The 24,208-nt window shown below is 70.2% G+C and carries 23 protein-coding genes; 17 read left to right on the top strand and 6 right to left on the bottom strand.

The window, feature by feature from the left end:
• The 6 genes from E1291_RS15065 to E1291_RS15040 form a co-directional block, all read left to right on the top strand.
• Nucleotides 1-782 (top strand): SDR family NAD(P)-dependent oxidoreductase (locus tag E1291_RS15065; RefSeq protein WP_131738424.1); only part of this gene is annotated, 782 nt, incomplete at its 5' end.
• Nucleotides 783-793: 11 nt separating this feature from the next.
• Complete coding sequence (locus E1291_RS15060) at nt 794-2,287, top strand: CoA transferase (protein ID WP_131738423.1); 1,494 nt, start codon at nt 794-796, stop codon at nt 2,285-2,287.
• A gap of 154 nt (nt 2,288-2,441) precedes the next feature.
• A complete protein-coding gene (locus tag E1291_RS15055) occupies nt 2,442-2,987 on the top strand; it encodes a dihydrofolate reductase family protein (RefSeq protein ID WP_131738422.1) in 546 nt (181 codons plus the stop codon).
• 29 nt (nt 2,988-3,016) lie between these two features.
• Nucleotides 3,017-4,591: an MFS transporter gene (locus tag E1291_RS15050; RefSeq protein WP_131738421.1), complete on the top strand. Its 1,575-nt coding sequence runs from the start codon at nt 3,017-3,019 to the stop codon at nt 4,589-4,591.
• 556 nt (nt 4,592-5,147) lie between these two features.
• On the top strand, nt 5,148-5,801 hold the full coding sequence (locus E1291_RS15045; RefSeq protein WP_131738420.1) for a DUF4360 domain-containing protein: 654 nt from the start codon (nt 5,148-5,150) through the stop codon (nt 5,799-5,801).
• A gap of 31 nt (nt 5,802-5,832) precedes the next feature.
• Nucleotides 5,833-6,486 carry a DUF4360 domain-containing protein gene (locus E1291_RS15040; protein WP_131738419.1) on the top strand — a complete coding sequence of 218 codons (654 nt, stop codon included), beginning with the start codon at nt 5,833-5,835 and terminating at the stop codon, nt 6,484-6,486.
• A 479-nt stretch (nt 6,487-6,965) separates the two neighbouring features.
• On the opposite strand, the gene E1291_RS15035 is transcribed toward E1291_RS15040, so the two are convergent.
• The 4 genes from E1291_RS15035 to E1291_RS15020 form a co-directional block, all read right to left on the bottom strand.
• Entirely contained in the window at nt 6,966-8,462 is a 1,497-nt protein-coding gene (locus tag E1291_RS15035; protein WP_165495119.1) for a glycosyltransferase family 39 protein, read from the bottom strand.
• 226 nt (nt 8,463-8,688) lie between these two features.
• Nucleotides 8,689-8,919: a hypothetical protein gene (locus E1291_RS15030; protein WP_131738417.1), complete on the bottom strand. Its 231-nt coding sequence runs from the start codon at nt 8,917-8,919 to the stop codon at nt 8,689-8,691.
• 9 nt (nt 8,920-8,928) lie between these two features.
• Nucleotides 8,929-10,065: an inorganic phosphate transporter gene (locus tag E1291_RS15025; protein WP_131738416.1), complete on the bottom strand. Its 1,137-nt coding sequence runs from the start codon at nt 10,063-10,065 to the stop codon at nt 8,929-8,931.
• Between the two features lie 497 nt (nt 10,066-10,562).
• Entirely contained in the window at nt 10,563-11,099 is a 537-nt protein-coding gene (locus tag E1291_RS15020; RefSeq protein ID WP_131738415.1) for a winged helix-turn-helix transcriptional regulator, read from the bottom strand.
• A gap of 47 nt (nt 11,100-11,146) precedes the next feature.
• Here E1291_RS15020 and E1291_RS15015 point away from each other — a divergent pair, with 47 nt between their 5' ends.
• The gene (locus E1291_RS15015) at nt 11,147-11,593 is read left to right on the top strand and encodes a nuclear transport factor 2 family protein (RefSeq protein ID WP_131738414.1); all 447 of its coding nucleotides are present in this window, start codon (nt 11,147-11,149) and stop codon (nt 11,591-11,593) included.
• Between the two features lie 396 nt (nt 11,594-11,989).
• On the opposite strand, the gene E1291_RS15010 is transcribed toward E1291_RS15015, so the two are convergent.
• On the bottom strand, nt 11,990-12,664 hold the full coding sequence (locus E1291_RS15010; RefSeq protein WP_131738413.1) for a GntR family transcriptional regulator: 675 nt from the start codon (nt 12,662-12,664) through the stop codon (nt 11,990-11,992).
• A 94-nt stretch (nt 12,665-12,758) separates the two neighbouring features.
• Here E1291_RS15010 and E1291_RS15005 point away from each other — a divergent pair, with 94 nt between their 5' ends.
• From E1291_RS15005 to E1291_RS14965, 9 genes are all read left to right on the top strand, one after another.
• Nucleotides 12,759-13,172, top strand: a complete 414-nt coding sequence (locus tag E1291_RS15005) for a nuclear transport factor 2 family protein (RefSeq protein ID WP_131738412.1) — start codon at nt 12,759-12,761, stop codon at nt 13,170-13,172.
• A gap of 12 nt (nt 13,173-13,184) precedes the next feature.
• Complete coding sequence (locus tag E1291_RS15000; RefSeq protein ID WP_131738411.1) at nt 13,185-13,943, top strand: alpha/beta fold hydrolase; 759 nt, start codon at nt 13,185-13,187, stop codon at nt 13,941-13,943.
• Nucleotides 13,940-14,755, top strand: coding sequence for a carbon-nitrogen family hydrolase (locus E1291_RS14995; protein ID WP_131738410.1), 816 nt, complete (start codon nt 13,940-13,942; stop codon nt 14,753-14,755). Before E1291_RS15000 ends, E1291_RS14995 begins: the two co-directional genes overlap by 4 nt.
• A gap of 4 nt (nt 14,756-14,759) precedes the next feature.
• Complete coding sequence (locus E1291_RS14990; protein ID WP_131738409.1) at nt 14,760-15,437, top strand: DUF2848 family protein; 678 nt, start codon at nt 14,760-14,762, stop codon at nt 15,435-15,437.
• A complete protein-coding gene (locus E1291_RS14985; protein WP_131738408.1) occupies nt 15,437-16,885 on the top strand; it encodes a 4-hydroxyphenylacetate 3-hydroxylase family protein in 1,449 nt (482 codons plus the stop codon). Before E1291_RS14990 ends, E1291_RS14985 begins: the two co-directional genes overlap by 1 nt.
• Complete coding sequence (locus E1291_RS14980; RefSeq protein ID WP_131738407.1) at nt 16,878-17,423, top strand: flavin reductase family protein; 546 nt, start codon at nt 16,878-16,880, stop codon at nt 17,421-17,423. Before E1291_RS14985 ends, E1291_RS14980 begins: the two co-directional genes overlap by 8 nt.
• Before the next feature lie 754 nt (nt 17,424-18,177).
• Complete coding sequence (locus E1291_RS45100; RefSeq protein ID WP_131738426.1) at nt 18,178-18,264, top strand: putative leader peptide; 87 nt, start codon at nt 18,178-18,180, stop codon at nt 18,262-18,264.
• Between the two features lie 271 nt (nt 18,265-18,535).
• Nucleotides 18,536-19,951: a sulfatase family protein gene (locus tag E1291_RS14970; protein WP_131738406.1), complete on the top strand. Its 1,416-nt coding sequence runs from the start codon at nt 18,536-18,538 to the stop codon at nt 19,949-19,951.
• Nucleotides 19,952-20,043: 92 nt separating this feature from the next.
• Nucleotides 20,044-21,060: a formylglycine-generating enzyme family protein gene (locus tag E1291_RS14965; protein ID WP_131738405.1), complete on the top strand. Its 1,017-nt coding sequence runs from the start codon at nt 20,044-20,046 to the stop codon at nt 21,058-21,060.
• A gap of 1,152 nt (nt 21,061-22,212) precedes the next feature.
• Here the strand turns inward: E1291_RS14965 and E1291_RS14960 are convergent.
• Entirely contained in the window at nt 22,213-22,620 is a 408-nt protein-coding gene (locus E1291_RS14960; RefSeq protein ID WP_131738404.1) for an ester cyclase, read from the bottom strand.
• 368 nt (nt 22,621-22,988) lie between these two features.
• Here E1291_RS14960 and E1291_RS14955 point away from each other — a divergent pair, with 368 nt between their 5' ends.
• Entirely contained in the window at nt 22,989-23,561 is a 573-nt protein-coding gene (locus E1291_RS14955; protein WP_131738403.1) for a TetR/AcrR family transcriptional regulator, read from the top strand.
• Nucleotides 23,562-24,208: the final 647 nt, after the last annotated feature.

Genomic DNA, 24,208 nt, shown 5'->3' with positions numbered 1-24,208 from the left:
GGCGGGCCCTCGGCGCCGGCGGCGACGCGACGGCGGACCGGGTGCTCGCGCTGCCCCTGGACGTGACCGACGAGGCCGCGGCGCGCTCCGCGGCCCGCCGGGCGGCCGACCGGTTCGGCGCCATCGACGTGCTGGTCAACAACGCCGGGCACGGGCTGGCCGGCGCCATCGAGGAGACGACGGACGCGCAGGTCGCGGAGCTGTTCGAGACGAACGTGCTCGGACTGCTGCGGGTGACCCGCGCGGTGCTGCCGCTCATGCGGGCGCGGCGGGCCGGGCACATCATCAACATCGGCTCGGTCGCCGGGTTCTGCCAGGGCGCCGGATCGGGCATCTACGGGGCGACCAAGTTCGCCGTGGAGGGCATCACCGAGGCCCTCCAGGCCGAGGTCTCCGGACTCGGCATCGCGGTGACGGTCGTGGAGCCGGGGCAGTTCCGCACGGACTTCCTCGCGCCGTCGAGCCTGCGCCAGGCCGCGCTGACCATCGACGACTACGCCGCCACGGCGGGAGCCCGGCGCCGCGAGTTCGCACGCGCCGACGGCGCGCAGCCCGGCGATCCGGTGAAGGCGGCCGACGTCATCGTCGAGCTCTCCCGGTCCTCGCGGCCGCCGCTGCGGCTCCAGCTCGGCGCCGACTGCCTCGACCGCGTCGAGGCCAAGCTCACCGCGGTCGCCGAGGAGACGCGGCGGTGGCGGCACCTGGCCGAGGCGACCGATCACGGCACCGGCCGCGCGTCCCCCGCCCCTACCGCCGCACCGGCCGCCGCCGGCGACCGGTGAGGGGAGGACCCATGTCCCTCACCACCAAGATCGAAGCGGCGCTCGCCGCACCGGCCGCGCACGACGGTTTCGCCGCGCGCGCCGCGCTGGACGAGGTGCTGGCGGATCTCGGGCCGATGGCCACCGGCACCGGCGGCGGTTTCGTGTTCCACGGCGCGGACCCCGTCGTCCCGAGCCCGCTGCGGATCGGGGCCGCCGCGGCCCTCGCGCTGGCGGCCAAGGCCGCGGCGGTGGCCGCGCTCTGGCGGCTGCGGGGCGGCGGCGGCCAGGACGTCGAGGTGGACCTGCGGTCCGCACCGCACCGGCTCAGCCCCTTCTACGACCGCCGCTGGGAGCTGATCAACGGTAGTCCGCTCAGCGAGTCGTCCAACCCCAGCGACGCGCTCGGCTGGTCCTTCTACCGCAGCCGGGACGGGCGCTGGGTCATGCCGCAGAACATGTACCCCAAGATCAAGGTGGCGGCGCAGCGGCTCCTGGGCGTCCCCGACGACGCCGAGGCCGTCGCCGCGGCCATCGCCCGCTGGGACGCGCGTGACCTGGAGGAGGCCGGCGCCCGGGCGGGCGTCGTCATGGCGATGCTGCGCTCCCCCGCGGAGTTCCTCCGCGAGCCCCAGTACCGGCGGGCGCTCGCCGACGCGCCGCTCATCGAGATCGAGAAGATCGGTGAGAGCCCGCCTGAGCCCCTGCCCGAAGGCGCCGCGGACCCGCTGGAGGGAATCCGTGCCCTCGGCATGGGACACGTCATCGCCGGAGCGGGCGTCGGACGCGCGCTGGCCCTGCACGGCGCCGACGTCCTGAACCTCTGGCGTCCGGACGAGCTGGAGCACGAGCGCAGCTACATCAGCGCGAACGTCGGCGTCCGGTCCACGTTCCTCGACCCGTACTCGGCCGACGGCGCGGCCGTCCTGCAGGCGCTGCTGCGCGGCGCGGACGTCTTCTACGCCAACCGCCGTCCCGGGTACCTGGAGAAGATCCACCTGTCGGCGGAGGAGGCCGCGGCGGTCCGCCCGGGGATCGTGCACGCGACGAACTCGCTGTGCGGGCGGACCGGGCCGTGGGCCGGCCGCGTCGGCTTCGACCAGACCGCGGGCAGCCTCGTCGGGATCATGACGCTGGAGGGCGGCGCGGGCGCGCCGCGGCTTCCCCCGGTGATGGTGGTCAACGACTACATCACGGCATGGCTCACCGCGGCGGGGGTGATCGCCGCCCTGCACCGCCGGGCCCGCGAGGGAGGCAGCTACCGCGTCCACGTCTCGCTCGTCCGCGCCGCGCTCTGGATCCTCAGCCTCGGCGTCTTCGACCGGGACTACGCCCACGCGGTCGCCGGAAAGGGCGAGCGGCACGCCTACCTGCCCCCCGAGACGTTCACGGCGGACACTCCGCTCGGGCGCTATCAGGGGGTGACCGAACAGATCCGGATGTCCGCCACACCCGGGCGCTACCGGCAGATCCTCGTCCCACGCGGGTCGTCCAGGCCCGAGTGGCTCGAACGCCCCGCTCCCTGATCCCGCGTTCCCAGGCCGGGCCGGTCGCCGATCGGCCCGGCCTTCGCATGGGCCTCAAGACAAAAATTTTGTCCTTGACAAGAAGAGTTGTCCACTGCCAGAGTGGCCGCATCGCGCGGACGGACCGCGCCCGACCCCGACAGGGAGCCCCACCATGCGAAGGATCACCGCGGAGCTGTTCTCGACGCTGGACGGAGTCGTCGACGCCCCGGAGAAGTGGCACATCCCGTTCCACACCGACGCGATGGCCGCGCTGACCGAGGAGACGCTGGCCGCGTCGGACACGATGCTGCTGGGGCGCGCCACCTACCTGGAGCACGCCGGCTACTGGCCGGACGAGAGCGGCCGGCTGGCCGACCTGATGAACGGCATCCACAAGATCGTCTACACGACGACGCTCACCGACCTGGCCTGGAACAACTCCACCCCCGCCGCCGGGGACATCGCCGCGCGGGTCCGCGAGCTGAAGGACGGGCCGGGCGGCGGCATCGCCGTCACCGGCAGCGTCTCGGTCGTCCGCGCCCTGCTCCGCGCGGGCCTGCTGGACGAGCTGCGGCTGATCATCGACCCGGTCGTCGCCGGCACCGGCGAACGCCTCTTCGAGGAGGGGCTCGACCATGCGACCTTCGGCCTCGTCGAGTCCCGCGCCTTCGACACGGGCGCCCTCTCCGTCACCTACTCCACCGCTCCGCGCCCGTAACCGGGCCGCGCGAACCGGAAGGAAGCACGATGTCCGGCGACAACGTCCCGCCCGGTCCCAAGGCGACCCGGCGGGAATGGATCGGCCTGGCGGTCCTCGCCCTCCCCACCGTCCTGCTGTCGCTGGACATCAGCGTCCTCTACCTGGCGCTGCCGAGCCTCGGCTCCGATCTCGGCGCCGGCGGCCCGCAGCAGCTCTGGATCATGGACGTCTACGCGTTCCTGCTGGCCGGGTTCCTGGTCACGATGGGCACACTGGGCGACCGGGTCGGCCGCCGGAGACTGCTGCTGATCGGCGCCGCCGCGTTCGGCGCCCTCTCGGTGGCGGCGGCCTACGCCACGTCCCCGGAAATGCTGATCGTCACCAGGGCCCTGCTCGGCGTCGCCGGCGCGACGCTGATGCCGTCCACCATGGCCCTGATCCGGAACATGTTCACCGACCCGCGGCAGATGGGCACCGCGATCAGCGTCTGGTTCGGCTGCTTCATGGGCGGCATGGCCCTCGGCCCGGTCGTCGGCGGCCTGCTGCTGCAGAACTTCTGGTGGGGGTCGGCGTTCCTGCTCGGCGTCCCCTGCATGGCGCTGCTCCTGATCGTCGGCCCGTTCCTCCTCCCCGAGTACAGGGACGCCGAGGCGGGGCGGCTCGACCTGACCAGCGTCGCCCTCTCGCTCGCGGCCGTCCTCCCCGCCATCTACGGGCTCAAGGAACTGGCCCGCGAGGGCGTGCACCCCGTCCCGGTCGCCGCGCTGGCCGCCGGGGCGGTGTTCGGCGCCTTGTTCGTCCGGCGACAGCACGGCCTGGCCGACCCCCTGCTGGACCTGCGCCTGTTCCGTGACCGCGGTTTCAGCACCGCCCTGGGGATCATGCTGATGGGCGGGATCGTGATGTCCGGCGTCACGCTGATGTCGACCCTCTACCTCCAGCTGGTCGAAGGCTTCTCACCCCTGCGCTCCGGCCTGTGGATGCTGCCCGAGAACGCCGCCCTGGTCGCCGGCTCGCTGCTCGGCCCGGCCCTGGCACGGCGGGTCCGCACCGGCCACCTGATGGCCGCCGGGCTGCTGCTCGGCTGCGCGGGGTTCCTCCTGCACACCCAGATCGACGGCGCCGGGCAGACGCCGCTGCTGGTGGCCGGTCTCGTCCTCGCGTCCGGCGGGATCGCCCTGCCGATGACCCTCACGATGAACACGCTCCTGGCGTCCGCCCCGCCGGAGAAGGCCGGAGCGGTCGCGGCGATGTCGGAGACCGGCGGCGAGTTCGGCGTCGCCGTCGGCGTGGCCGCGCTCGGCAGTCTCGGCACCTACGTCTACCGGGACCGGCTGAGACTGCCGTCCGGCCTCCCCGCCCGGGCCGCCGACGACGCCCGCGAGAGCATCACCGGAGCCGTGACCGCGGCCCGCCCTCTGCCCGGCGCACCGTCCGTCGACCTGCTGGACGCCGCCCGCTCCGCCTTCTGCAGCGGCCTCAACGCGGTCGCGGTGACCGCCACGCTGACCTTCTTCGTCCTGGCGATCCTGACCGTGGCGATCCTCCGCGACACCTCCGCTCCGGCCCCGGACCCCGCTCCCGACGGCCCCCCGAAGCCCCTCTCGAACAGCGACGCGTAGCGAGCACTGGGCCAATCCGCAACCCCAGGGGACACAATCCTCCCGGGCAGTTGCGGATTGGCCTTTCTCGTCGCCTCCCACAGCGGCGTTCGACAAATCTCACCATTACTGCTTCATCCCCCTCGGCCGCATCCGGCCGAACCGAGACCGCCGGCGGCAACGTGCCACCCTGGTCGGCGCGACTTCACAAGGACGCCCCTCCAGAAGGGGCAATCCGCAATCGCCATTCTCGGGCGCACACCCGCCCGGCTATCGTCTGGGCATCGGCACTTCAGCAGGCCAGAAACGCGCTGGAACGATCCGCATGCGAAGAAACGGTGCCAACGGAGAATAATCGTTGATCAAATTGGAACGGAACAGCATCCAAAGTTAATAAACTGCAGATAGAAATATGTTGAAAACTTCGCGATTGACAGCCCTTTGTCGCGAAAGTTACTCTCCGTTGAGATCCCGGATCTAAACCTCCTTACAGTGACCGTCCAATCCAGACTTCCCGGCGCCCGAATTGTCGGTCACCGACAAAAACGCGCTCACTCTCCAGTGAAGGGGAATCCGCATGCGTAAAAGGATCGCCATTCCCACCGCCGCCGCTGGCGCGCTCGCCATGATCACCGCGGCCGTCGCCCCGGCCAACGCCGCCGGACCGCACCTGGTCACCGCCCCTCCCACCCTGACCCTCACGATCGTGAGCGTCAACGGCTCCGGCTGTCCGCTCGGCACCGCCGCCGTCGCCCCCTCGCCCCTCAAGGACGCGTTCACCATCACCTACAGCAACTACACAGCGCAGGCCGGCGGGAACTCCAAGCCCCCTGACGCCCGGAAGAACTGCCAGATCAACTTGAGGGTGAACGCTCCGGGAGGCTTCACCTACGCCATCTCGTCGACGGACTACCGGGGCTATGCCGCCCTGCAGCCCGGCGCGGAAGCCATCCAGAACTCCAGTTACTACATCGCGGGCCTCCCGACCACCAAGGAGGTCCCGCACCGTCTGAACGGCGCCTACAAGAAGAACTGGCAGTTCACCGACACGGTGTCGGCGCCTCTGATGGTGTGGAAGCCGTGCGGCGAAGAACGCAACTTCAACATCAACACTGAACTGCGAGTCGACGCGGGAGAACAAAACCCGACAAAGGTCAGCCTCATCACCGTGGACTCCATCGACAGCGAGATCAGGACGACCTACCGCTTCGCCTGGAAGACCTGCCCATAATCCGATTACCCATCGTGAAGGAGGAGGATCGATGCGCAAGGGAATGACCACCACGGCAGCATGCGTCTCCGCTCTGGCGCTTTCCGCGGGGATGGTCCCGGCTTCTTCGGCGGCGGCGAAGGAGCCGCCGGTCGGAAAGATCACCCTCGATGTGCTCACGGTGAACGGCTCCGGCTGCCCCGCCGGCACCGCCGCCGTGGCCGCGGCGAAGGACAACACCGCCTTCACCGTCACCTACAGCAACTACACCGCGCAGGCCGGTGGAGACTCCAAGCCGACCGACTTCCGCAAGAACTGCCAGCTCAGCCTCGGCGTTCACATTCCCCAGGGCTTCACCTACGCGATCGCCAGCGCCGACTACCGCGGCTTCGCGAGCCTGGCCGAGGGCGCGTCCGGAGTGGAACGCGCGAACTACTACCACCAGGGCTCGCCCCAGTCGACGCCCGTCAGCCACACCATCAAGGGCAAGGTCTCCGACAACTGGCAGTTCACCGACTCGACCCCGGTCGCCGAACTGGTGTGGAAGCCGTGCGGTGTGGACCGCAACTTCAACATCAACACCGAGCTGCGCGTGGACAAGGGCAGCTCCAAGCCCGGCCAGACCAGCTTCCTCTCCTTCGACTCCACCGACGGCAGCGTGAAGACCATCTACCAGTTCGCCTGGAAGAAGTGCCCCAAGCGCTGACCCGCCCCAGCCGGGCCGTGCCCTCCCCAGCAGAGGGCACGGCCCGCCCCACCACGACCAGGCAACTCACCGACGTGAGACGGTCGAGAGGTTCCGCGCCACATGCACCGCGTCTGTCCGCAGCACCACCGCAACTTGGCGATGAGTTCTCAGGTCCTCATCGGGGCGATCAGATCGAGGGAAAGGTCGCGATCTCGCGCGAGCGTCTCCAGCGGACTCCAAGAGCCCGGAGAGACGAACACATAAACTCCGGGGCGAGGGTAGTCGAAATGATGTTGGAGTGCATACCAGGTCTTCGACTCCGCACCGTGGGCCGTGGCATAGGCGGCCGGGCCGGGAGCCTCCCACTCGTCGTTCTCCTCGAACGGCACTCCCCATCGCTTTGAAAATTCGCGCCATGGAACCAGAGCCAGAGCGACCATCCTCCAGTCGCGCTCGCGTGGCCGGGGTCGGCCGCGATTCCGGTTGTCGGGCGGCGGTCAGGCGGCCTTGTGCTTTCGCTCGAAGAGCGTAAGGAGAACGCCACCGAAGTTCCATCCCGCGGCGGCGTGGAATCGCGCGTCGGCACGCAGCGCTTTGCGGTTCCCCATGGGGACGGGCGTCCGGTACCGGTGGCCCGGCGGCGGGATCTCCACCACCCAGATCCGGGACTGCGCGGCGAGTGCGGCCTTGAACCGGGGCGTGGGCAGGTCCTTTCCACCGTCGTGCAGCGGCGCCGCGTTCAGCCGGGCGAAGGCCCCGGCGTACGCCGTGGCGAACACGCGGCGGTCGGCGGGCAGGTAGACGACGGCGTCGCCGGGACGCGCGCTCCGCCGCAGCACCGTCGCCAGGCCGCGCAGGTCGTCCGGGCGGCTTCGCGGCCCGCGCATCGCCACGTGGTCGGGAAGGACCGCCGCCGCGAGGCACACCAGCGCCACCGCGGTGGCGGCGGGCGCGACCCACGCCCGCCGGGCGGGTACCCACGAGCCCGCCGTCGCCAGCCCCATGCCGGCGAGGAGCGCGAAGGCGCAGACGCTGTAGAGGACGTAGCGCGGGTGGTAGACGGGATGGGCCTGCGAGATCGTCCACGCCACCGCCACCGGGACGAGCAGCCACGGGACGACCAGCGCCACCGCCTCCCGCTGGCCGCGCCCGACCAGCCCCGCCGCGACGGCCGCCACGAGAAGGGCCAGCACGACGCCGCTTCCGGCGATCAGCAGGCCGAAGTCGTACAACGCTCCGGCGCCGGGGCGGCTCAGCCATGACACCTGCGTTCCCTCCTGGCCCCGCGCGGACAGGACGAGCGGCACGACGGCCAGGACCGACACGAGCGCCGCCGAGCCCCAGCACGCGAGGCGGCGAATCCGCCCGTCGCCGTTCCAGATCGCCACGGTCAGCCCGTGCGCCGGCAGCAGGAACAAGGCGTACAGGTGAAGCCAGCCCAGCAGTCCCATCGCACCCGCATAGGCCGCGTACCACGCGATCCGGTGACGCGGACCCTGCAGTGCCCGCAGCAGCAGATAGGTCGCCAGGACGGCGCCGGCGCTGACGATCGCGTACTGCCGGACCTCCTGTCCGTACCGGCTGGTGATCGGCAGCAGCCCGTACAGCAGCCCCCCGTACAGCCCCGCCCGGGCCGAGTGCAGCCGCCGCCCCAGGACGGCGATTCCCACGGCCGCCAGCGCGGCGGCCATCGCGGAGGGCGCGCGGGTGACGGCCTCATCCGTCCCGAACAGGGTCACCAGATCCATCAGCAGGTAGTACAGCCGGTGAACGGCGTCGATATGCTCGGTGAAGTCCCGGATTCCGCCAACACCGGAATGCCCGACGACGACGCTGACCGACTCGTCCCGCCAATAGGTGGGCGTCCCGATTCGCCAGAGGCAGATCCCGAGCGTCACCGCTCCGGGGATCGCCCAGCACGCCCCGGAGAGATATCCGGGGCGGTTCTTCTCCGGCGATGCGGTGGACAGGCGCCGACCGGCGACTGACGTCATGAGTCCTCTCCCCTGAGCGCGACGGCCGCGGTGATCCGGACGAGAGTATTTCACCGGACCGGGCATGGTGCGGCATTTGCCGCACCGCCGGGGCGCTCCCCGATCGGAAACGCCTCCGCCGGGGTGGAGTGGAACGCGGCCGGAGTCGACTATCTCACGACCACCGAAATCAGTGCCTTTTCGGACGGCCGCTCGCAAGGCCGCCGGGCCGATACGGAAGGCGCCGTCAGTGGAACTGGGGGACGATCAGGTAGATGCCGTAGAGGACGATCACGGCGCACGCGCCGAAGCACAGCGCGGCGGCGGCCGACGGGACGGCGGCCGGACGGCCCCGCTCCAGCGCGACCTGGCGCGCGGACGCGGCCAGGACGCCCAGGGAGAAGATGACCACCACGGCGACCGTGACGCCGAGGCTGACCACGAACACCTGGCCGAGAGAACCCCACTTGATGTCCATCGTGTCTCCTCAGGCGGCGGCGGAAAGGCGCTCGGACGGCTGCCGGGGCGCCTCGGTGACGTTGGAGGCGCCGACGGGATCGCGGCGCGACGCCGCGTAGATCCCGGCGATGACCGCGACCGCGACGATGGCGGCGACGAGCACGCCGATGTTGCCGTGAGTGGCGACCGAGGCGGTGAGCGCACCGGCCGTGGCAGCGGCGGGGACGGTCAGCAGCCACGCCACCGCCATCCGCCCGGCCACGCCCCAGCGGACCTCGGAGAGCCTGCGCCCGAGCCCCGATCCGAGGATCGCCCCCGAGCACACCTGGGTCGTCGACAGGGCGAAGCCCAGGTGCGAGGAGGCCAGGATGACGGCGGTCGAGCCGGACTCGGCCGCGAAGCCCTGCGGGGACTCGATCTCGGTGATGCCCGTGCCCATCGTCCTGATGATCCGCCAGCCGCCGATGAAGGTGCCGAGGGCGATCGCCAGGCCCGCCGCGGCGATGACCCACACCGGCGGGTCCGAGCCCTTGTCCAGCGCCCCGGCCGAGATCAGCGTCAGCGTGATGACGCCCATCGTCTTCTGCGCGTCGTTGGTGCCGTGCGCGAGGGACACCAGGGACGCCGAGGCGATCTGCCCGAGGCGGAAGCCCTCCCGCACCGTGGTGCCGCGCGAGCGGCCGGTGATCCGGTACACGAGGTAGGTGGCGGTCGTCGCGACGAACCCGGCGACGAACGGCGCCGCCACCGCGGGGATGAGGATCTTCTCCGCGACGGTGTCGAAGTGCACGCCGGACGATCCCGCGCTGAACCACACCGCGCCGATCAGCCCGCCGAACAGCGCGTGCGACGAACTCGACGGCAGCCCGACCAGCCAGGTGAGCAGGTTCCACACGATCGCGCCGACCAGCCCGGCGAAGACCATCGCCGGACTGACGAGGTGGTCGTCGACGATGCCGCCGGAGATGGTCTTGGCGACCTCCACCGACAGGAAGGCGCCGACCAGGTTCAGCGCGCCCGAGATCGCGACCGCCCATCGCGGGGACAGCGCCCCGGTGGCGATGGAGGTGGCCATCGCGTTCGCGGTGTCGTGAAAGCCATTGGTGAAATCGAAGACGAGGGCCGTTATGATCACGACGATCACCAGGAACGTCACGTGCTCCATGAGCCGCACCTTCCGGAGGGGTTCTCGCGACAGTAAGCCGGTCGGGTGAACCGGCCGTGAACCCCGTGGGGCCGTTCTTTCTCGGCGCGATATTCGTCTCGATCACCTGTGCCGGCCGCTGCTCGAAACCCTTTCCCCCGCGCCTTTCGAAAACCCACGAGGCGTTCCCGGCACAGGAGTCCCAACACGCGGCCCACCAGGCAGGGGACCCCGTGGAGCGGTAGGCGCCTGCCCGGCCAGGGCCGCCCCGTGGGCCCTGCCCCGCGAGCCCGGGGCGGCACTCCCGGCACCATGTACGCACCTGAACGCTCCCCAGCCATGGGCCTTTCAGAGGCGAACTGGAGCCTTCGCTAAAAGGTGCCGACCCGTGGTCGTGAGCCGGACGGGTCGGGCCGCGAAAGATTGGACCTGCGCTATTCAGCGCGGCTCGATCCGGTGAACCCGCAGCTCAGCGGTGCGCGGTGTGACATGGACCGTCAAGAGGGGCGGGGCCCGTCTCAGCCGCTTTCGTCGTCATGAGGGTCCGATGGCGCGGACGTCTGTCCGGCGAAGATCGTGGGGATGAGCGCGGTGCCCGGTCCAGCGCGGCCGCCGGGGCCGGGCAGGTACTCGACCTCATCCGAGGTCAGCTCCCCGTGGCACGACCGGCAGGTCACGGCGGCCTGGGTGTCGTGACCGCAGGCGCGGTGCCGGACGGTCAGCGGCGGGCCCGCGTCGCCGGCCTCCCAGCGGTCGCCCCACGCGGTGAGCGCGAGCAGGACCGGCACCAGGTCCCGTCCCTTCTCGGTCAGGCGGTACTCGTACCGGTCGGGCCGCCGCGAGTACAGCTCGCGCAGGAGCAGCCCGTCCCGCACCAGCCGTTCGAGCCGCCGGCTCAGCACATTGGTCGCGACGCCCAGGTCGCGCTGGAGCTCGTCGAAGCGGTGGAGGCCGAGCGCGACGTCACGCATGATCAGCAGCGCCCAGGGGTCGCCCACGATCGCCGCCGAGCGCGCGATCGAGCAGGCGATCCCCGCGAAGTCGGTTCTGGTCATCATCGAGTCCCTTGCTTAAAGCAAGTCAGCAGGATAGCGTGCGCTCCATGTATCACGCGATCGTGCGCTCGATTGTCAGGAAGACCTGGCGCAGGATGAACGCCGGGGACTACGAGGCGGCGGTGTCGATGGCCGCGCCCGATCTGCGGTTCCGGTTCGCCGGCGACACCGCGCTGGGCGCGGACGTGCGCGGCCCGGAGGAGTTCCGGGCGTGGTTCGCCCGGTTCGCCGAGCAGCTGCCCGGCGTCCGGCTCCGGCTCGTGGACGTGGTGGCCGGCGGCTGGCCGTGGAACACCAAGGTCGCGGTGCGGCTGGAGGTCACCGGGACTCTGGCGGACGGGACGCCCTACAACAACATCGCCATGCAGTGGGCCACCCTCCGCTGGGGCCGCATGGTCGATGACCTCGTCGTCGAGGACACCCTCAACCTCGACAAGGCGCTGCGCCGTCAGCAGGAGCACCGTCTACCGGCCGTGGGACTCGCCGGCGACTAGCCCCGTTCACCGCGGCCCGGCCCACGGCCGGGCATCGCTTTCGGGACGGGCCTCGGCCTCCCGCCTACGCGTCCCCCCTGGACGGCGGGCACGGGACCACCGTGATCGTCCGGCCGTTCCCCACTCGTCTCCCGTTTGCTCCTGAATCGTCCCCCACCGACGCGCACCGGCCGGCCGCCGGTGCGCACGAGGGGAACGAGCCCGCCGACGCATCCCCCGTTGAGCTGCTCCGGGGCGTCGGCCCGCGATCTCGGAGCAAGGTCGAGATGACGAAGACCTCGCAGGTCGCGCACTGAGCCTTCCGGCAGCGTGACCGCCCTGGGCGAACAGCGAGATCACTCGGCGCGGCCCAGGCCGCACCGATCGGGCGGCCCGGGCCGGATCCTCACGGCACCGTCAGTCCTGGACGTCCGGCGACAGCACCGCGGCCCAGGTGTTGGCGATGTGCCGGTGGATGGCCTCGGCCGCGGCGTCCGGATCGCCGGCGGCGATGGCGTCGACGACCGCGCGGTGCTCCTCGATGACCGCGGCGTGACGCCGGGGCAGGGCGAGCGCCTCGAAACCCATCAGCCACATCGCCCCGCGCAGGCTGGCCATGGTGTCCCGGGTGCGCTCCAGCCCGAGCAGGTCGGGGATGAGGAGATGGAAGTCCTCGTCCAGCGCCAGGAAGTCGGACCGCTCCTCCTCGCCGGTCAGCTTCGCCTGGGCGTCGACCAGCTCGCGCAGCCGCCGGACGTCCTCCTCGCCGGCGGTCTCGGCGAGCTTGCGCACCGAGAACGGTTCGAGCAGCAGCCGCAGATCGAAGATCTCCTGACGCTGGGCGGCCGACAGCCTGCGGAGCCGGAAGCCCCGTTGCGAGGAGATCTCCACCAGCCCTTCCCTGGCCAGCGCGATCAGCGCCTCGCGGACCGGCGTGCGGGACATGCCGAGCGACTGGGCCAGCTCGTTCTCCGAGTACAGGACGTCCTGGCCGAGCGCGCCGTCCCTGATCGCCTGCTGGATCCGGAGGTAGGCGACCCGAGACAAGGGCGGGGGACGTTCGGCCGCGGTCACTCCGCTGAGCTTGGACACGGGGGGCATCGTACACATCCGTTCCATCCGGGACTTGTATACAACACACTAGTGTACTAGCTTCTCCGTCACATTCACGGCCGAAGGAGCAGCCATGTCCCTCTCCCTCGAGGACAAGATCGCAATTCAGGAACTCGCCAACACCCACGTCAAGCACCTCGACGCGCACGACGTCGACGCCTGGACGGGCCTCTGGATCCCCGGCGGCACGTTCGAGGCCACCTACGGCACCTTCGAGGGCCACGAGGCGATCAAGGAGTTCATCCTCGGTCACATCGCGGCCGGCAAGGAGGACGGCGCCCGGCACGTCATGACCAACTTCGTCATCGAGGGCGACGGGGACCGCGCGACCGTCTACAGCCTGGTCGTCAAGCTCCAGGTGGCGCAGCCGCCGTTCATCATCGCGACCGGCGTCTACAACGACGTCGTCGTCCGGACCGGCGAGGGCTGGCGGTTCGAGTCCCGCAAGCTCGACGTGGACCCCGGCGTCTTCGCCCGGCAGAACTGAGAGGACGGGAACATGACCGAACTGGCCGTCGAGAGGTGGGGCGACTCCGGCCCGCTGATCGTCATGGTGCACGGCAGCCTCAGCTCGGCCGCGAGGGCGTTCAGCGAGCAGCGCGTCCTGGCCGACGACTACCGGATCATCGCGCCGTACCGGCGCGGCTACCCGCCGAGCCCGGCGACGGACCGCATCGACCCGGACCGGGACGCCGAGGAGATCGCCCCGCTGCTCGGCTCCGGGGCGCACCTGGTCGGCACCTCCATGGGCGGTGTGGTGGCCATGCGCGCCGCCGCGCTCGTGCCGGACGCCGTCCTGTCGCTCACGGTCATCGAGCCGCCGGCGCTGCCGAACGCCGTCGGGCGTCCCGCGGCCGACAGGCTGCGCGAGGCGCTGCGGGTGTACTACAAGGAGCACGGTGAGGACGAGCGCGAGGCGTTCGTGAGGGGGTTCCTGCGAACGCTCGACATCTCGCCGGACGAGATACCGTCACCGCTGCCGCCCCTGGTGGCCGAGGCGGTTCGCAACCTGCGCACCGAGCATCCGTGGGACACCGGCGTGCCGGTCGAGAAACTCGCCGCCGCCGCCTTCCCCAAGCTCGTCGTCACCGGGGGCGGCACCCCGGGCTTGGAGGACGTCGGCGACGCCCTGGCCGAGCAGCTGCCGGCGCGGCGGGTCCTGTTCGACGGGAGCCCCCACGCCGTCCAGCGGATCGGCGACCCGTTCAACGCCGAACTGCGGTCCTTCCTCGCGGCGGCGGAGGCCGGCACCCAGTGAGGACCGCACTCGTCCAGGTGGCCAGCCCGCAGAGCGAGCCGGGGCCGGAGCGAAGGGAGCGCGTGGCGGCCATGGTCGCCGACGCGGCGGGAGCCGACCTGGTCGTGCTCCCCGAGCTCTGGCTCCCCGGCTACTTCGCCTTCGGCTCCTACCCGGAGTTCGCCGAGCCGCTCGACGGTGACACCGTCACCGCCGCACGCGAGTGGGCGCGCCGGCTGGGCTGCCACCTGCACATGGGCAGTGTCCTCGAACGGGCCCGGGACGGGCGGCTGTACAACACGGCCGTCCTGATCGGGCCCGACGGGGAGATCGCGCACACGTACCGGAAGATCCACGTGTTCGGGTACCGGTCGCGGGAGGCGGAGCTGCTCACGCCGGGCGACCGGGTCGCCACGGTGCCCACGGACCTGGGCCGCCTGGGCACCACGACCTGCTACGACCTGCGCTTCCCCGAGCTCTACCGGGCGCTGGCCGACCAGGGCGCCGAGTCCGTCGTGGTCTGCTCGGCGTGGCCGCTCGTCCGGCTGGCGCACTGGCGGCTGTTCACCTCCGTCCGGGCGGTCGAGGAGCAGGTCGTGCTGATCGCGTGCAACGCGGTCGGCGAGCAGGCGGGCAGCGGGCCGCTCGGCGGTCACAGCCGGGTCGTCGACCCGTGGGGCGAGGTCCTCGTCGAGGCAGGCACCGACGAGGGGATCACCTGGTGCGACGTCGACACCACGGTCGTCGCGAAGGCGCGGGCCGAGTTCCCCGTCCTCGCCGACCGGCGCCTCGACCTGCCCGTGTTCCGATCCACGTCCGCCGAGGAGGTCTGACCGCATGACCCGAGCGACCCCGCTGCGGCTGCGGCCGGTGACGGGCTCGTCGCCGCTGGAGATCACGCCCGCCCGTCTCATCGTGGCCGGGTACACCGGCCGCGACGAGGAGGCGGTGATGGCCCACATCGCCGAGCTGGCCGACATCGGCGTGCCGCCGCCCCCGACCGTTCCCGCGTTCTACGACCTGGACCCCGCGCTGCTGACGACCGACCCCGTCGTCGCCGTTCTCGGCGCCGCCACCTCCGGGGAGGTCGAACCCGTGATCATCCGGCACGGGGGCCGGCACTTCCTCGCGGTCGGGTCCGACCACACCGACCGCGACCTGGAGAAGACCGACATCTCCGCGTCCAAGGCCGCGTGCCCCAAACCGCTGGGCGAGACCGTCCTCCCCCTTCCGGACGATCTCGCGGCGTTCGACTGGGACTCGGTCGTCGCGACCTCCGAGGTCGACGGCGAGCCGTACCAGAAGGGCGCGCTCGCCGGCCTCAGGCGACCGGGCGACGTGCTGGAGCGGCTGGCGGCCGCGCTGCCCGACACCGACGGCGACCTGGTGCTCTTCGGCGGGACCCTCCCCCTGACGACGGGCCACTTCGTCTTCGGGAGCGGCTGGCGTCTTCAGCTGCGGCTCCCCGACGGGACGTCCCTGACCCACTCCTACAAGACCACTGGGAGCGCGTGATGCGTACTGGAAAGGACTACCTCGCGGCGCTGGACGACGACCGCGAGATCTACGTCGACGGCGAGCGCGTCCGCGACGTCGCCGCGCACCCGGCCTTCGCGCCGATCGCGCGGACCATCGCCGAGCTGTACGACCTCGCCGCCGACCCGGCCACGGAGATGACCTTCACGGCGCCGCAGACCGAGGCGGAGGCGAACCGGGTCTACGGCGTCCCGCGCGGCCGCGACGACCTCACCGCCTACCGGCGCGCCGCCGAGACCTGGGCACGGCACACCAACGGGTGGGTGGGCCGCAGCCCCGACCACGTCGGGGCGTTCCTGGCCGCCTTCGCCGGGCACCCGGAGGCGTTCGCCGCCGGTGACCGCGACCTGTCGGCGAACGTGCTCGCCTACCACCGCAGGACGCTCACCGAGAGCCGCTACGTCTCGTACGCGATCATCCCGCCGCAGGTGTCCCGGGCGACGACGGCCCACGCCTGGGACGGCGACCTCGTCCAGGTCGGCGTGGCCGAGGAGCGCGCGGACGGGATCGTCGTCCGCGGCGCGCAGATGCTCGCCACCGGCGGGCCCGTCGCCGACGACATCCTCGTGTCGTGCATCAAGCCGCTCACCGAGAACGACCGGGACTTCGCGCTGAGCTTCGTCGTGCCGGTCGGCGCGGACGGCCTGAAGCTGTACTGCCGGCGGCCGTACGCGCCGGCGGCGACCAGCGGCTACGACTACCCGCTGAGCACGCGCTATGACGAGACCGACGCGCTCCTGGTCTTCGACGACGTCTTCATCCCCTGGGAGAGCGTCTTCGTCTTCCGGGACGTGGCGGGCCTGCGCCGGCAGTTCTTCGACACCGGCGCGCACGTCCTCGGCAACTGGCAGGCGCAGATCCGGTTCTCGGTGAAGCTGCGGTTCCTCGCCGGGCTGGCCCGCAAGGTCGCGGCGGTCAACGGCGTCGACAAGTTCCCCGGCGTGGTCGAGAAGCTCGGCGAGATCGCCAGCCTCGCCGCGGTGGCCGAGTCCGGCGTCCTGGCCGCCGAGTACACCGCGGAGCCGGACGCCAACGGCGTCTGGCTGCCCGGCAAACGCGCCGTCTACGGGGCGATGGGCCTGCAGGCCGAGCTCTACCCGCGCGTCCTGGCGATCCTGCGGGACCTGGTCGGCGGCGGCGTGCTCCAGGTGCCGTCCAGCGTGGAGGAGATGCGCAACCCCGAGACGCGCGCCGACATCGACCGGTACGTCTTCTCCCCCACCGCGCCCGCCGAGGAGCGCGTCAAGCTGTTCAAGCTGGCGTGGGACGCCACGGGGAGCGAGTTCGGCGGCCGGCACCACCAGTACGAGATGTTCTACGCCGGGGCGCCCTTCGTGGTGAAGGGCTACGCCTTCCGCAACTACGGGTTCGAGGAGCCCGTGGCCGATGTCGAGGCGTTCCTGGCCGGCTACGACGTGGATGGCTGAGCGGGACCGGCACGCGGCGCCGGCCGGCATCGCGACGCCCGTCGACGCGGCGGCCATGCGGCGGACGATCGGCCGGTTCGCCACGGGCGTCGCGGTGGTGACGACGCACGACGGGCAGGGACCGCACGGCATGACCGTCAACTCCCTGACCTCGGTGTCACTGGATCCGCCGCTCCTGCTGGTCTGCCTGACCACGGGCGCGCGGACCACCGACGCGGTGGTCACGTCCGGCCGGTTCGCGGTGAACGTCCTGTCCGACCGGCAACTGGAGATCGCGCTCCGGTTCGCCCGGCGCGGGGCCGACCACTTCGAGGGCCTCGCGCCGGCGTACGGCGCCCACCGCGTCCCCGTCGTGCCGGACGCCCTGGCGCACCTGGAGTGCACCGCGGAACGGCACTTCGAGGCCGGCGACCACGTCGTCGTCATCGGCCGGGTCCACGGCGTGTGCGACCGGGCCGGGGAGCCGCTCGCCTTCCTCGGCGGCCGCTTCGCGGACCTCACCGAGCGCGGCGGCGAACCCGCCCTGTGGTTCGCCTGACCGCCCGCCCGGCGCGCCCCTCTCGCTGAGGGACGCGCCGGCCTGGTCTTCATCGCGGCTTCTCAGGACGGGCACGGCTTCCCAAGGCGGGGGCGGCTTCCCAGGGCGGGCGCGGCTTCCCAGGGCGGGCGTGTCCTGGGAAGCCGTTCCCGCCGCCCGGAGCGTTGACAGAAATACCTACTTTTCCTATCGTTTTGGTTCAGACCTGGAGCAAGGCGTGTCCAGGGACGGCCGTAGGAGCGAACGACCTCTGATGGAGGCTGCGATGAACGCCCGCATGGACGTCACGCGGAGCCGGACCGTCATCTCATCGCTCGATTCCGCCCGCAAGCGCGCTCGTCCCGGGGCCCCCGCCAGCGGACCCCATCACGGCGGCCGATGTGCGGCGATGGCCGGACCCGGCCTCGGCCGGCCCCGGCGCACGGCAGCCGTCCGGGGCCGCTCGTCCACCGGCCGCGAGCGAACGACGCCCGCCCCGTGGCGGAGCACGGTCCCCGCGAACGACTGAGGACCGGGGAAACGGCCACCCGAGACGGGCGGCCGCAATTTTCATGCCCGAAAGGGAATTGCGAACGGTCACCCTGCCGCATTTTCCGCGCTCACCCCGCTGAACAAGATCGCCATCTTCTGCGCGCCTGGCACCCGACACCATGCTGCGCGACTCATTGGCCCATGGATCTGCGGTTCACGTTCCAGAATAAATCGGGCAGCTGGCGACATTGACGCGGAGCGAAGGGTTCATTACCGTTCAATTATGACACCGGGTGAATTCCTCGTCGCCCGCCTGCACGTCGACCTCAAGCGGCAGGCGAGCGCCCTTTGTTCACCCGGCACGCTCTAGCCGGCGGGGACGCCCCGTCCGCGCGTAGGGGACGATCCCCCGAGCCTGAGCGACATTTTTCCTGAGAGCCCCCGTACTCGGTGCTCCAGGCCCTCATCACCGTCCGGCGAGACTCCGAACGCGGCCCGCGAACCCGCGTCATCCGATCTGTGCGCATTTTCGAGCGAGCCGTCATGTCCACAATTGGACGTTCATTCCTGCGCCAGATCAGTTCTATGTGTTCCCGTCCGGAGACGGCGAACCGCCGTCAATGAAAGGAGTGCGGAAAAACATGAGCACGGAACCGACCGACCCGAGGAACGACCGCCTGGAGGTCAGCCGGCGCGGCTTCCTGGCCGGGTCCGCCGCCGCCGTCGCGGCCGCCGCCGCCACCTCGGCGCTGCCGGGCTTCGCGGGACCGGCCGCGGCGGCCACCCGCCCGAACGTCCTGCTGATCGTCACCGACGACCAGCCGAAGCAGACCGACTGGGCCATCCAGAAGACCATCAGCTGGCTCGGCGGGCAGGGCGTGACCTTCAATTACGGCCACGTCACGACCCCGCTGTGCGCCCCGTCCCGCTCGTCGGTCTTCTCGGGCCGCTACGCCCACAACCACGGCGTGCGGAACAACTCGGCGTCCTACAGCCTGAACCAGAACACCACCGTGCAGCGCTACCTCAAGCAGGCGGGCTATCGCACCGGCCTGTTCGGGAAGTACCTCAACTCGTGGACGCTGTCCGACAACCCGCCGCACTTCGAGGAATTCGCCCTGCTCAAGCCCGCCTACGTCGACGCCCAGTGGAACGTCAACGGCACAGTCCAGACGATCAACGGGTACACCACCAACATCGTCAAGAACAGGACGCTGGCGTTCCTGGACAAGGCCGCGACCGACACCCGCCCCTGGTTCGCCTACGTCACCCCGTACGCCTCGCACGAGCCCAACGTCCCGGCCGCCCAGTACGCCGACACGGTCGTCCCGGCGTGGAACGGCCGTCCGTCCGTCCCGGAGGCGGACCGGAGCGACAAGCCCACCTACGTGCAGAACGCGACCAACACCCTGGCCGACGGGAAGGCGGTGCGGACGCGCCAGTTGCGGACGCTCCTGTCGGTCGACGACGCGGTGCAGGCGTTCAAGAACAAGCTGGCCGCCCTGGGGCAACTGGACAACACCCTGGTCATCTACATCGGTGACAACGGTTTCCAGTGGGCGGACCACGGCCTCCTCGGAAAGGGGACCCCCTACTCCCCCGCCCACGAGGTGCCCTTCTACCTGTCGTGGCCCGCCGCCGGGCTGGCCGCCGGAACCACCGACAACCGCATCGTCGGCAACATCGACATCGCGCCGACCATCCTGGACGCCGCCGGGATCACCCCGACCACCCCGCAGGACGGCAAGTCGCTGCTGTCCGGTTTCACCCGTGACCACCTGCTGGTCGAGTGGTGGAAGCAGGGCAGCGGAGGCGTCAAGGACAGCTGGGCGTCCTACGTCGCGAAGAACAAGCAGTACGTCGAGTACTACGACCTGTACACCAACGCGACCGGCCAGGTGTCCGGCACCGGGCAGGTCACGTTCCGGGAGTACTACGACCTCGTCAACGACCAGTACCAGCTCACCAACAAGCTCTACCAGGCGACGCCGGCCCAGGAGCAGGCCCTGGGCATCCCCGCGCTGGCCGCCCAGCTCACCACCGACCGCAACAGCTGACGCCCCTCCCAGGACCGCGGCCTCGCCCGGCGCACCTCCCTCGCCCCTGCGCGGGCGGGGCCGCGGTCGTCCCACGTCGAGCGGAGAGAACCATGTCCACGTCCTGCTGCACCCCTGGCCACGAGCCGAGAGGACTCCCGGTGATCGCACCCCCGCGATCCCCCACGCCCCGTCACAAGCACATGATCCGCCTCCCCGGCGGCACCTTCCTGATGGGCGCCGAGGACGCGGAGGGCTACCGGGCCGACGGGGAGGGACCGATCCGCACGGTCGAGCTGCACCCCTTCCAGATCGAGGCGACCACGGTGACCAACGCCCAGTTCGCCGCCTTCGCCAAGGCGACCGGGTACACCACGGAGGCCGAGAGGTTCGGCTTCTCGTTCGTCTTCGAGGGATTCCTCACCGAGGAGAACGCGCGCGCCTCCGAGATCGTCCACGCCGCCCCGTGGTGGCGTGCGACGCCCGGCGCTTTCTGGAAGCGGCCCGAGGGACCGGACTCGTCCATTACTTCTCGGCAGAATCACCCCGTAGTGCACGTCTCGTGGCACGACGCCCGCGCCTACTGCGACTGGTCGGGAACCCGCCTGCCCACCGAGGCTGAATGGGAGTACGCCGCGCGCGGGGGCCTGGAACAGCGCCGTTTCCCCTGGGGAGACGAACTGACGCCGGGCGGCCGGCACATGTGCAATGTCTGGCAGGGCGACTTCCCGCACGTCAACACGGGCGAGGACGGCCACCTCGGAACGGCGCCGGTGAAGTCCTACCGTCCCAACGGCTACGGCTTGTACAACACGGTGGGGAACGTCTGGGAATGGTGCGCCGACTGGTTCAGCCCGACCTTCCACCGCACCGCCCCCCGCGACAACCCGACCGGCCCACCCGACGGCTCGGCCCGCGTCATGCGCGGCGGCTCCCACATGTGCCACGCCTCGTACTGCAACCGGTACCGCGTAGCGGCCCGCTCGTCCAACACCCCGGACAGCTCAGCAGGCAACATCGGCTTCCGCGTCGCCGCCGGAGGACCACCGGAAAACAAGCACCCCACCACCCACCACAAGCCCCAACACGCAAACCCAAGCTCCCACCACCGAGGCTCATGCACCTGGTGAACAACAGCCACCACACGTCTTCGAGAGAGAAAAGGAACCCGAACATCCCCGTACACGGTGACCGCCCCATACTCGCCACGAGCCCACCCCTTTCTCAGCGAGAGATGCATCAAGACCCCACAGCAGCACGCAAAATAAAGCGAAGACCCCTCCGAAGGCGATCAGGGTCTGACGCAAGTCGGGCGTGCCAGCCTCCTGGACATCGTGTTGCGCCCCCAGGCACAACGAGAACGACGTTGCGATGGTGACACCCGCGCACCCAGAACTCACGTTGCAACCCCTTAGGAGGCCATAGGAACCGCTCTGGTCCCCGATGCACCTACCACTGATCACCTCAACCTTCACAAGGGCGATGGCGGTCTGGAGGCAGCCGAGGCATCCGAGATCGTGGCCTGGTTGCGAACCCTAAAGGAACTATGAGGACGGCTTACTGCAAGTCGCACCGGGGGTTTTCGCGGCCATGTCGCGCCCCCTCGTAGAGGCTTGAGGACGCGGACACCCGTGGTCACCGGAAATGCACCGGCTGACGTTGCCAACCCTCGTAGAAGCTGTGAGGACCTAGGTCTCGGTGGCGCGTAGGAGGGGCCGAGATCGTTGCGAACCCTCGTAGGGGCTATGAGGACGCGTTGGAGGGCCGCTGATGTCGGGCTTGGCGGCGGTGGGGTTGCGAACCCTCGTAGGGACCATGAGGACCCCCAGGGTAAAGCCGCAGGTGATCCACAGCCTGGGACCGGGGATGTCGGTTGATTTTTCAGCGACCCTCCGATTGTGCAGCATACCCCGGGGTCCCGCTGAAAAATGGAGTGGTGGGACGGGCTTCGCCACGATGCATCAGCCGCGCCTGTTCCGCTGAACTAGGCTCGGGTGCTCGCTTCCGCCCTGCCAAGCCCCCACCGCCTCCGTTGAGGCCCCGACCTGGGCTCTGGATGTCAGAGACCAGCGAGTCACAGCGCGCCGCGATGGCACAGCGCCCAACGCCGCGCGGCGGCCACCGTCGCTCGTCCGCGATCAGGTTGATCATCAGATCGGCGAGGTTGGCGCAACCGGTGCCGATCGACGCCATGCTCCAGTCCACCAGGCTCGCCCACGGCGGCGTCCAAGCCGAAAGGTGAGCACGGCTGCCACGCGGGTCAGGCCACGCCGGATCTCGGGTTATGCGCTGGTGTCGCGGTAGGTCCACATTTCGGCGAGCCGCCCCTCTTGCAGGTGCATGAGCCAGACCAAGCGGGGGGTCGGCTCGTCTCGCGCTCCGCGGCCGACACTCCCGACGACGGCCACCGTGTCGCCGTCACCGAGTACGGTGTCCATCTGAAACCGCAGATCCGGCTGTACGGCGCGGGTACGCTCGACGGCCTGCCGCACACCGCGTGGGCCGGTCACTTCGGGGTGTGCGTGGTCGGTCCAATCGGGGCTGAGGATCTCATCGGCAATCGAAGAGTCGCCGGTGTTCCACATCTGGAAGTACTGCAAAGCGATGCGCTGGGAGGACTGGGGCGTGTCGCTGTTCACCTGTGCTCGATTCATCTCGCGCCGGCGAGCTCTCGCCGACTCGACGGTCATTTGGAGAGGGTTCTTGGCGGATGTCGCCGAGGATCAACGAACTCTGGGGCCGACGTGCGGATGGAGTTCGCCTCGACGGCGGCTCAGAGCGGCCTGCATGATCAGGCCGGTCATCAGCGGCATGACCACGCCGACGCCGGTGCTCACCCACTGGCTGGTGGTGAGGAGGCGTGCAGCCGATCGGCGAGAGCGTTGACGGCGACACTGAAGCCCATCCGCCGCACAGCGGGATCGACCGGGGCCGACGGCGTCCGGGCCCGGCTGGGGTTCACATCAAGGCCGCCTAAGATACATAGGTGTTTCTTATGGCGACCGATACTACGCGGCACCGTTAAGATACGCAAGTGTTTCTTAGCTGGGGAGGCGGAATGGCGGAGCGGCGCCGGGGGACGGAGCTGGAGAACGCCCTGCTCGAAGCGGCTTGGGACGAGCTGGCCGAGAACGGCTACGCCGGCTTCACCATGGACGCCGTCGCCCTGCGTGCCGGTACCAGCCGGCCCGTCCTCTACCGTCGCTGGAACGACCGGCACGAACTCGTGCGGGCCGCGATCGGCCGCGCCCTGGACCGCGACCGGCCCGAGATCCCCGATACCGGTTCACTGCGCGGCGACGTCCTCACCTTGATGCGGGAGCTCAATGCCGGCCGAGCCCAGCTCACCACTGTCCTGAGCATCCATTTGGCCGGCTACTACCAGGAGACGGGCACCAGCCCCGCCGATCTGCGGGGTGCCTTCGCCAAGGGAGGACCGACGCGCTCCGACGTCCTCTTCACCCGCGCCGCCGAACGAGGCGAGATCAAACTGGAGCAGGTGACCGAACGAATGAAGACCCTGCCCTTCGACCTCCTACGCCACGAGTTTCTACTCACCTTCGCCCCCGTGCCGGACGAAATGCTCGTGGAAATCGTGGACACCCTCTTCCTACCTCTCGTCCGGCCATAGGAGCCCCGCACTGCAGGAGCGTCCCATCAGTCCTGCGAGTTGCGTAGGGCAAACTGCTTGTGGTAAGCCACCCAGGGATGAAGCCGTTCTCGCGGTGACGGCGTCCCGCACCGGAGTTCACTTTGTACCACCGGAAGAGGTAAGGGACCGATCGCCGAGGTGCCCGCCACGGATCACCCCTGGGGGGGACTCGCGAACCCCACGAACGGATGAGGACGCGGTGATCTGAGCCGCCGATCACGAGCCGGACGCACAACGCGCCCCCTACCAGGGCGATGAGGCCTCGCCACGACCACCCGGCAGGGCCAACTCCAAGTTGCCGGCCCCCGTAGGAGCTACGAGGACAGGTGACTCTCCACAAGCTCCGGCACCGGTTCGGGACGTTGCCAACCCTCGTAAGGGGCTATGAGGACGTGGGGCTCCAGATAGAGATGAGCCTCGTGGCGCTGTAGTTGCGAACCCTCGTAAGGGCTATGAGGACCGCAAATGGAGCTGACCTGGATCCCGCTCTACCAGTTGCGAACCCTCGTAGGGGCTATGAGGACCCGCGGGCAGCACCCACCCCGCCGAACCCATGGTGAGGTTGCGAACCCTTGTAGGGGCTATGAGCACTCGCCCGGTGGTTCTGGGGCACCCGCACCCCCGAG

Source organism: Actinomadura roseirufa (assembly GCF_900659635.1).
Taxonomy (GTDB): Bacteria; Actinomycetota; Actinomycetes; order Streptosporangiales; family Streptosporangiaceae; genus Spirillospora; species Spirillospora roseirufa.
The sequence above is the reverse complement of the archived record's forward strand: the minus strand, read 5'-3'. Positions and strand labels throughout refer to the sequence as shown.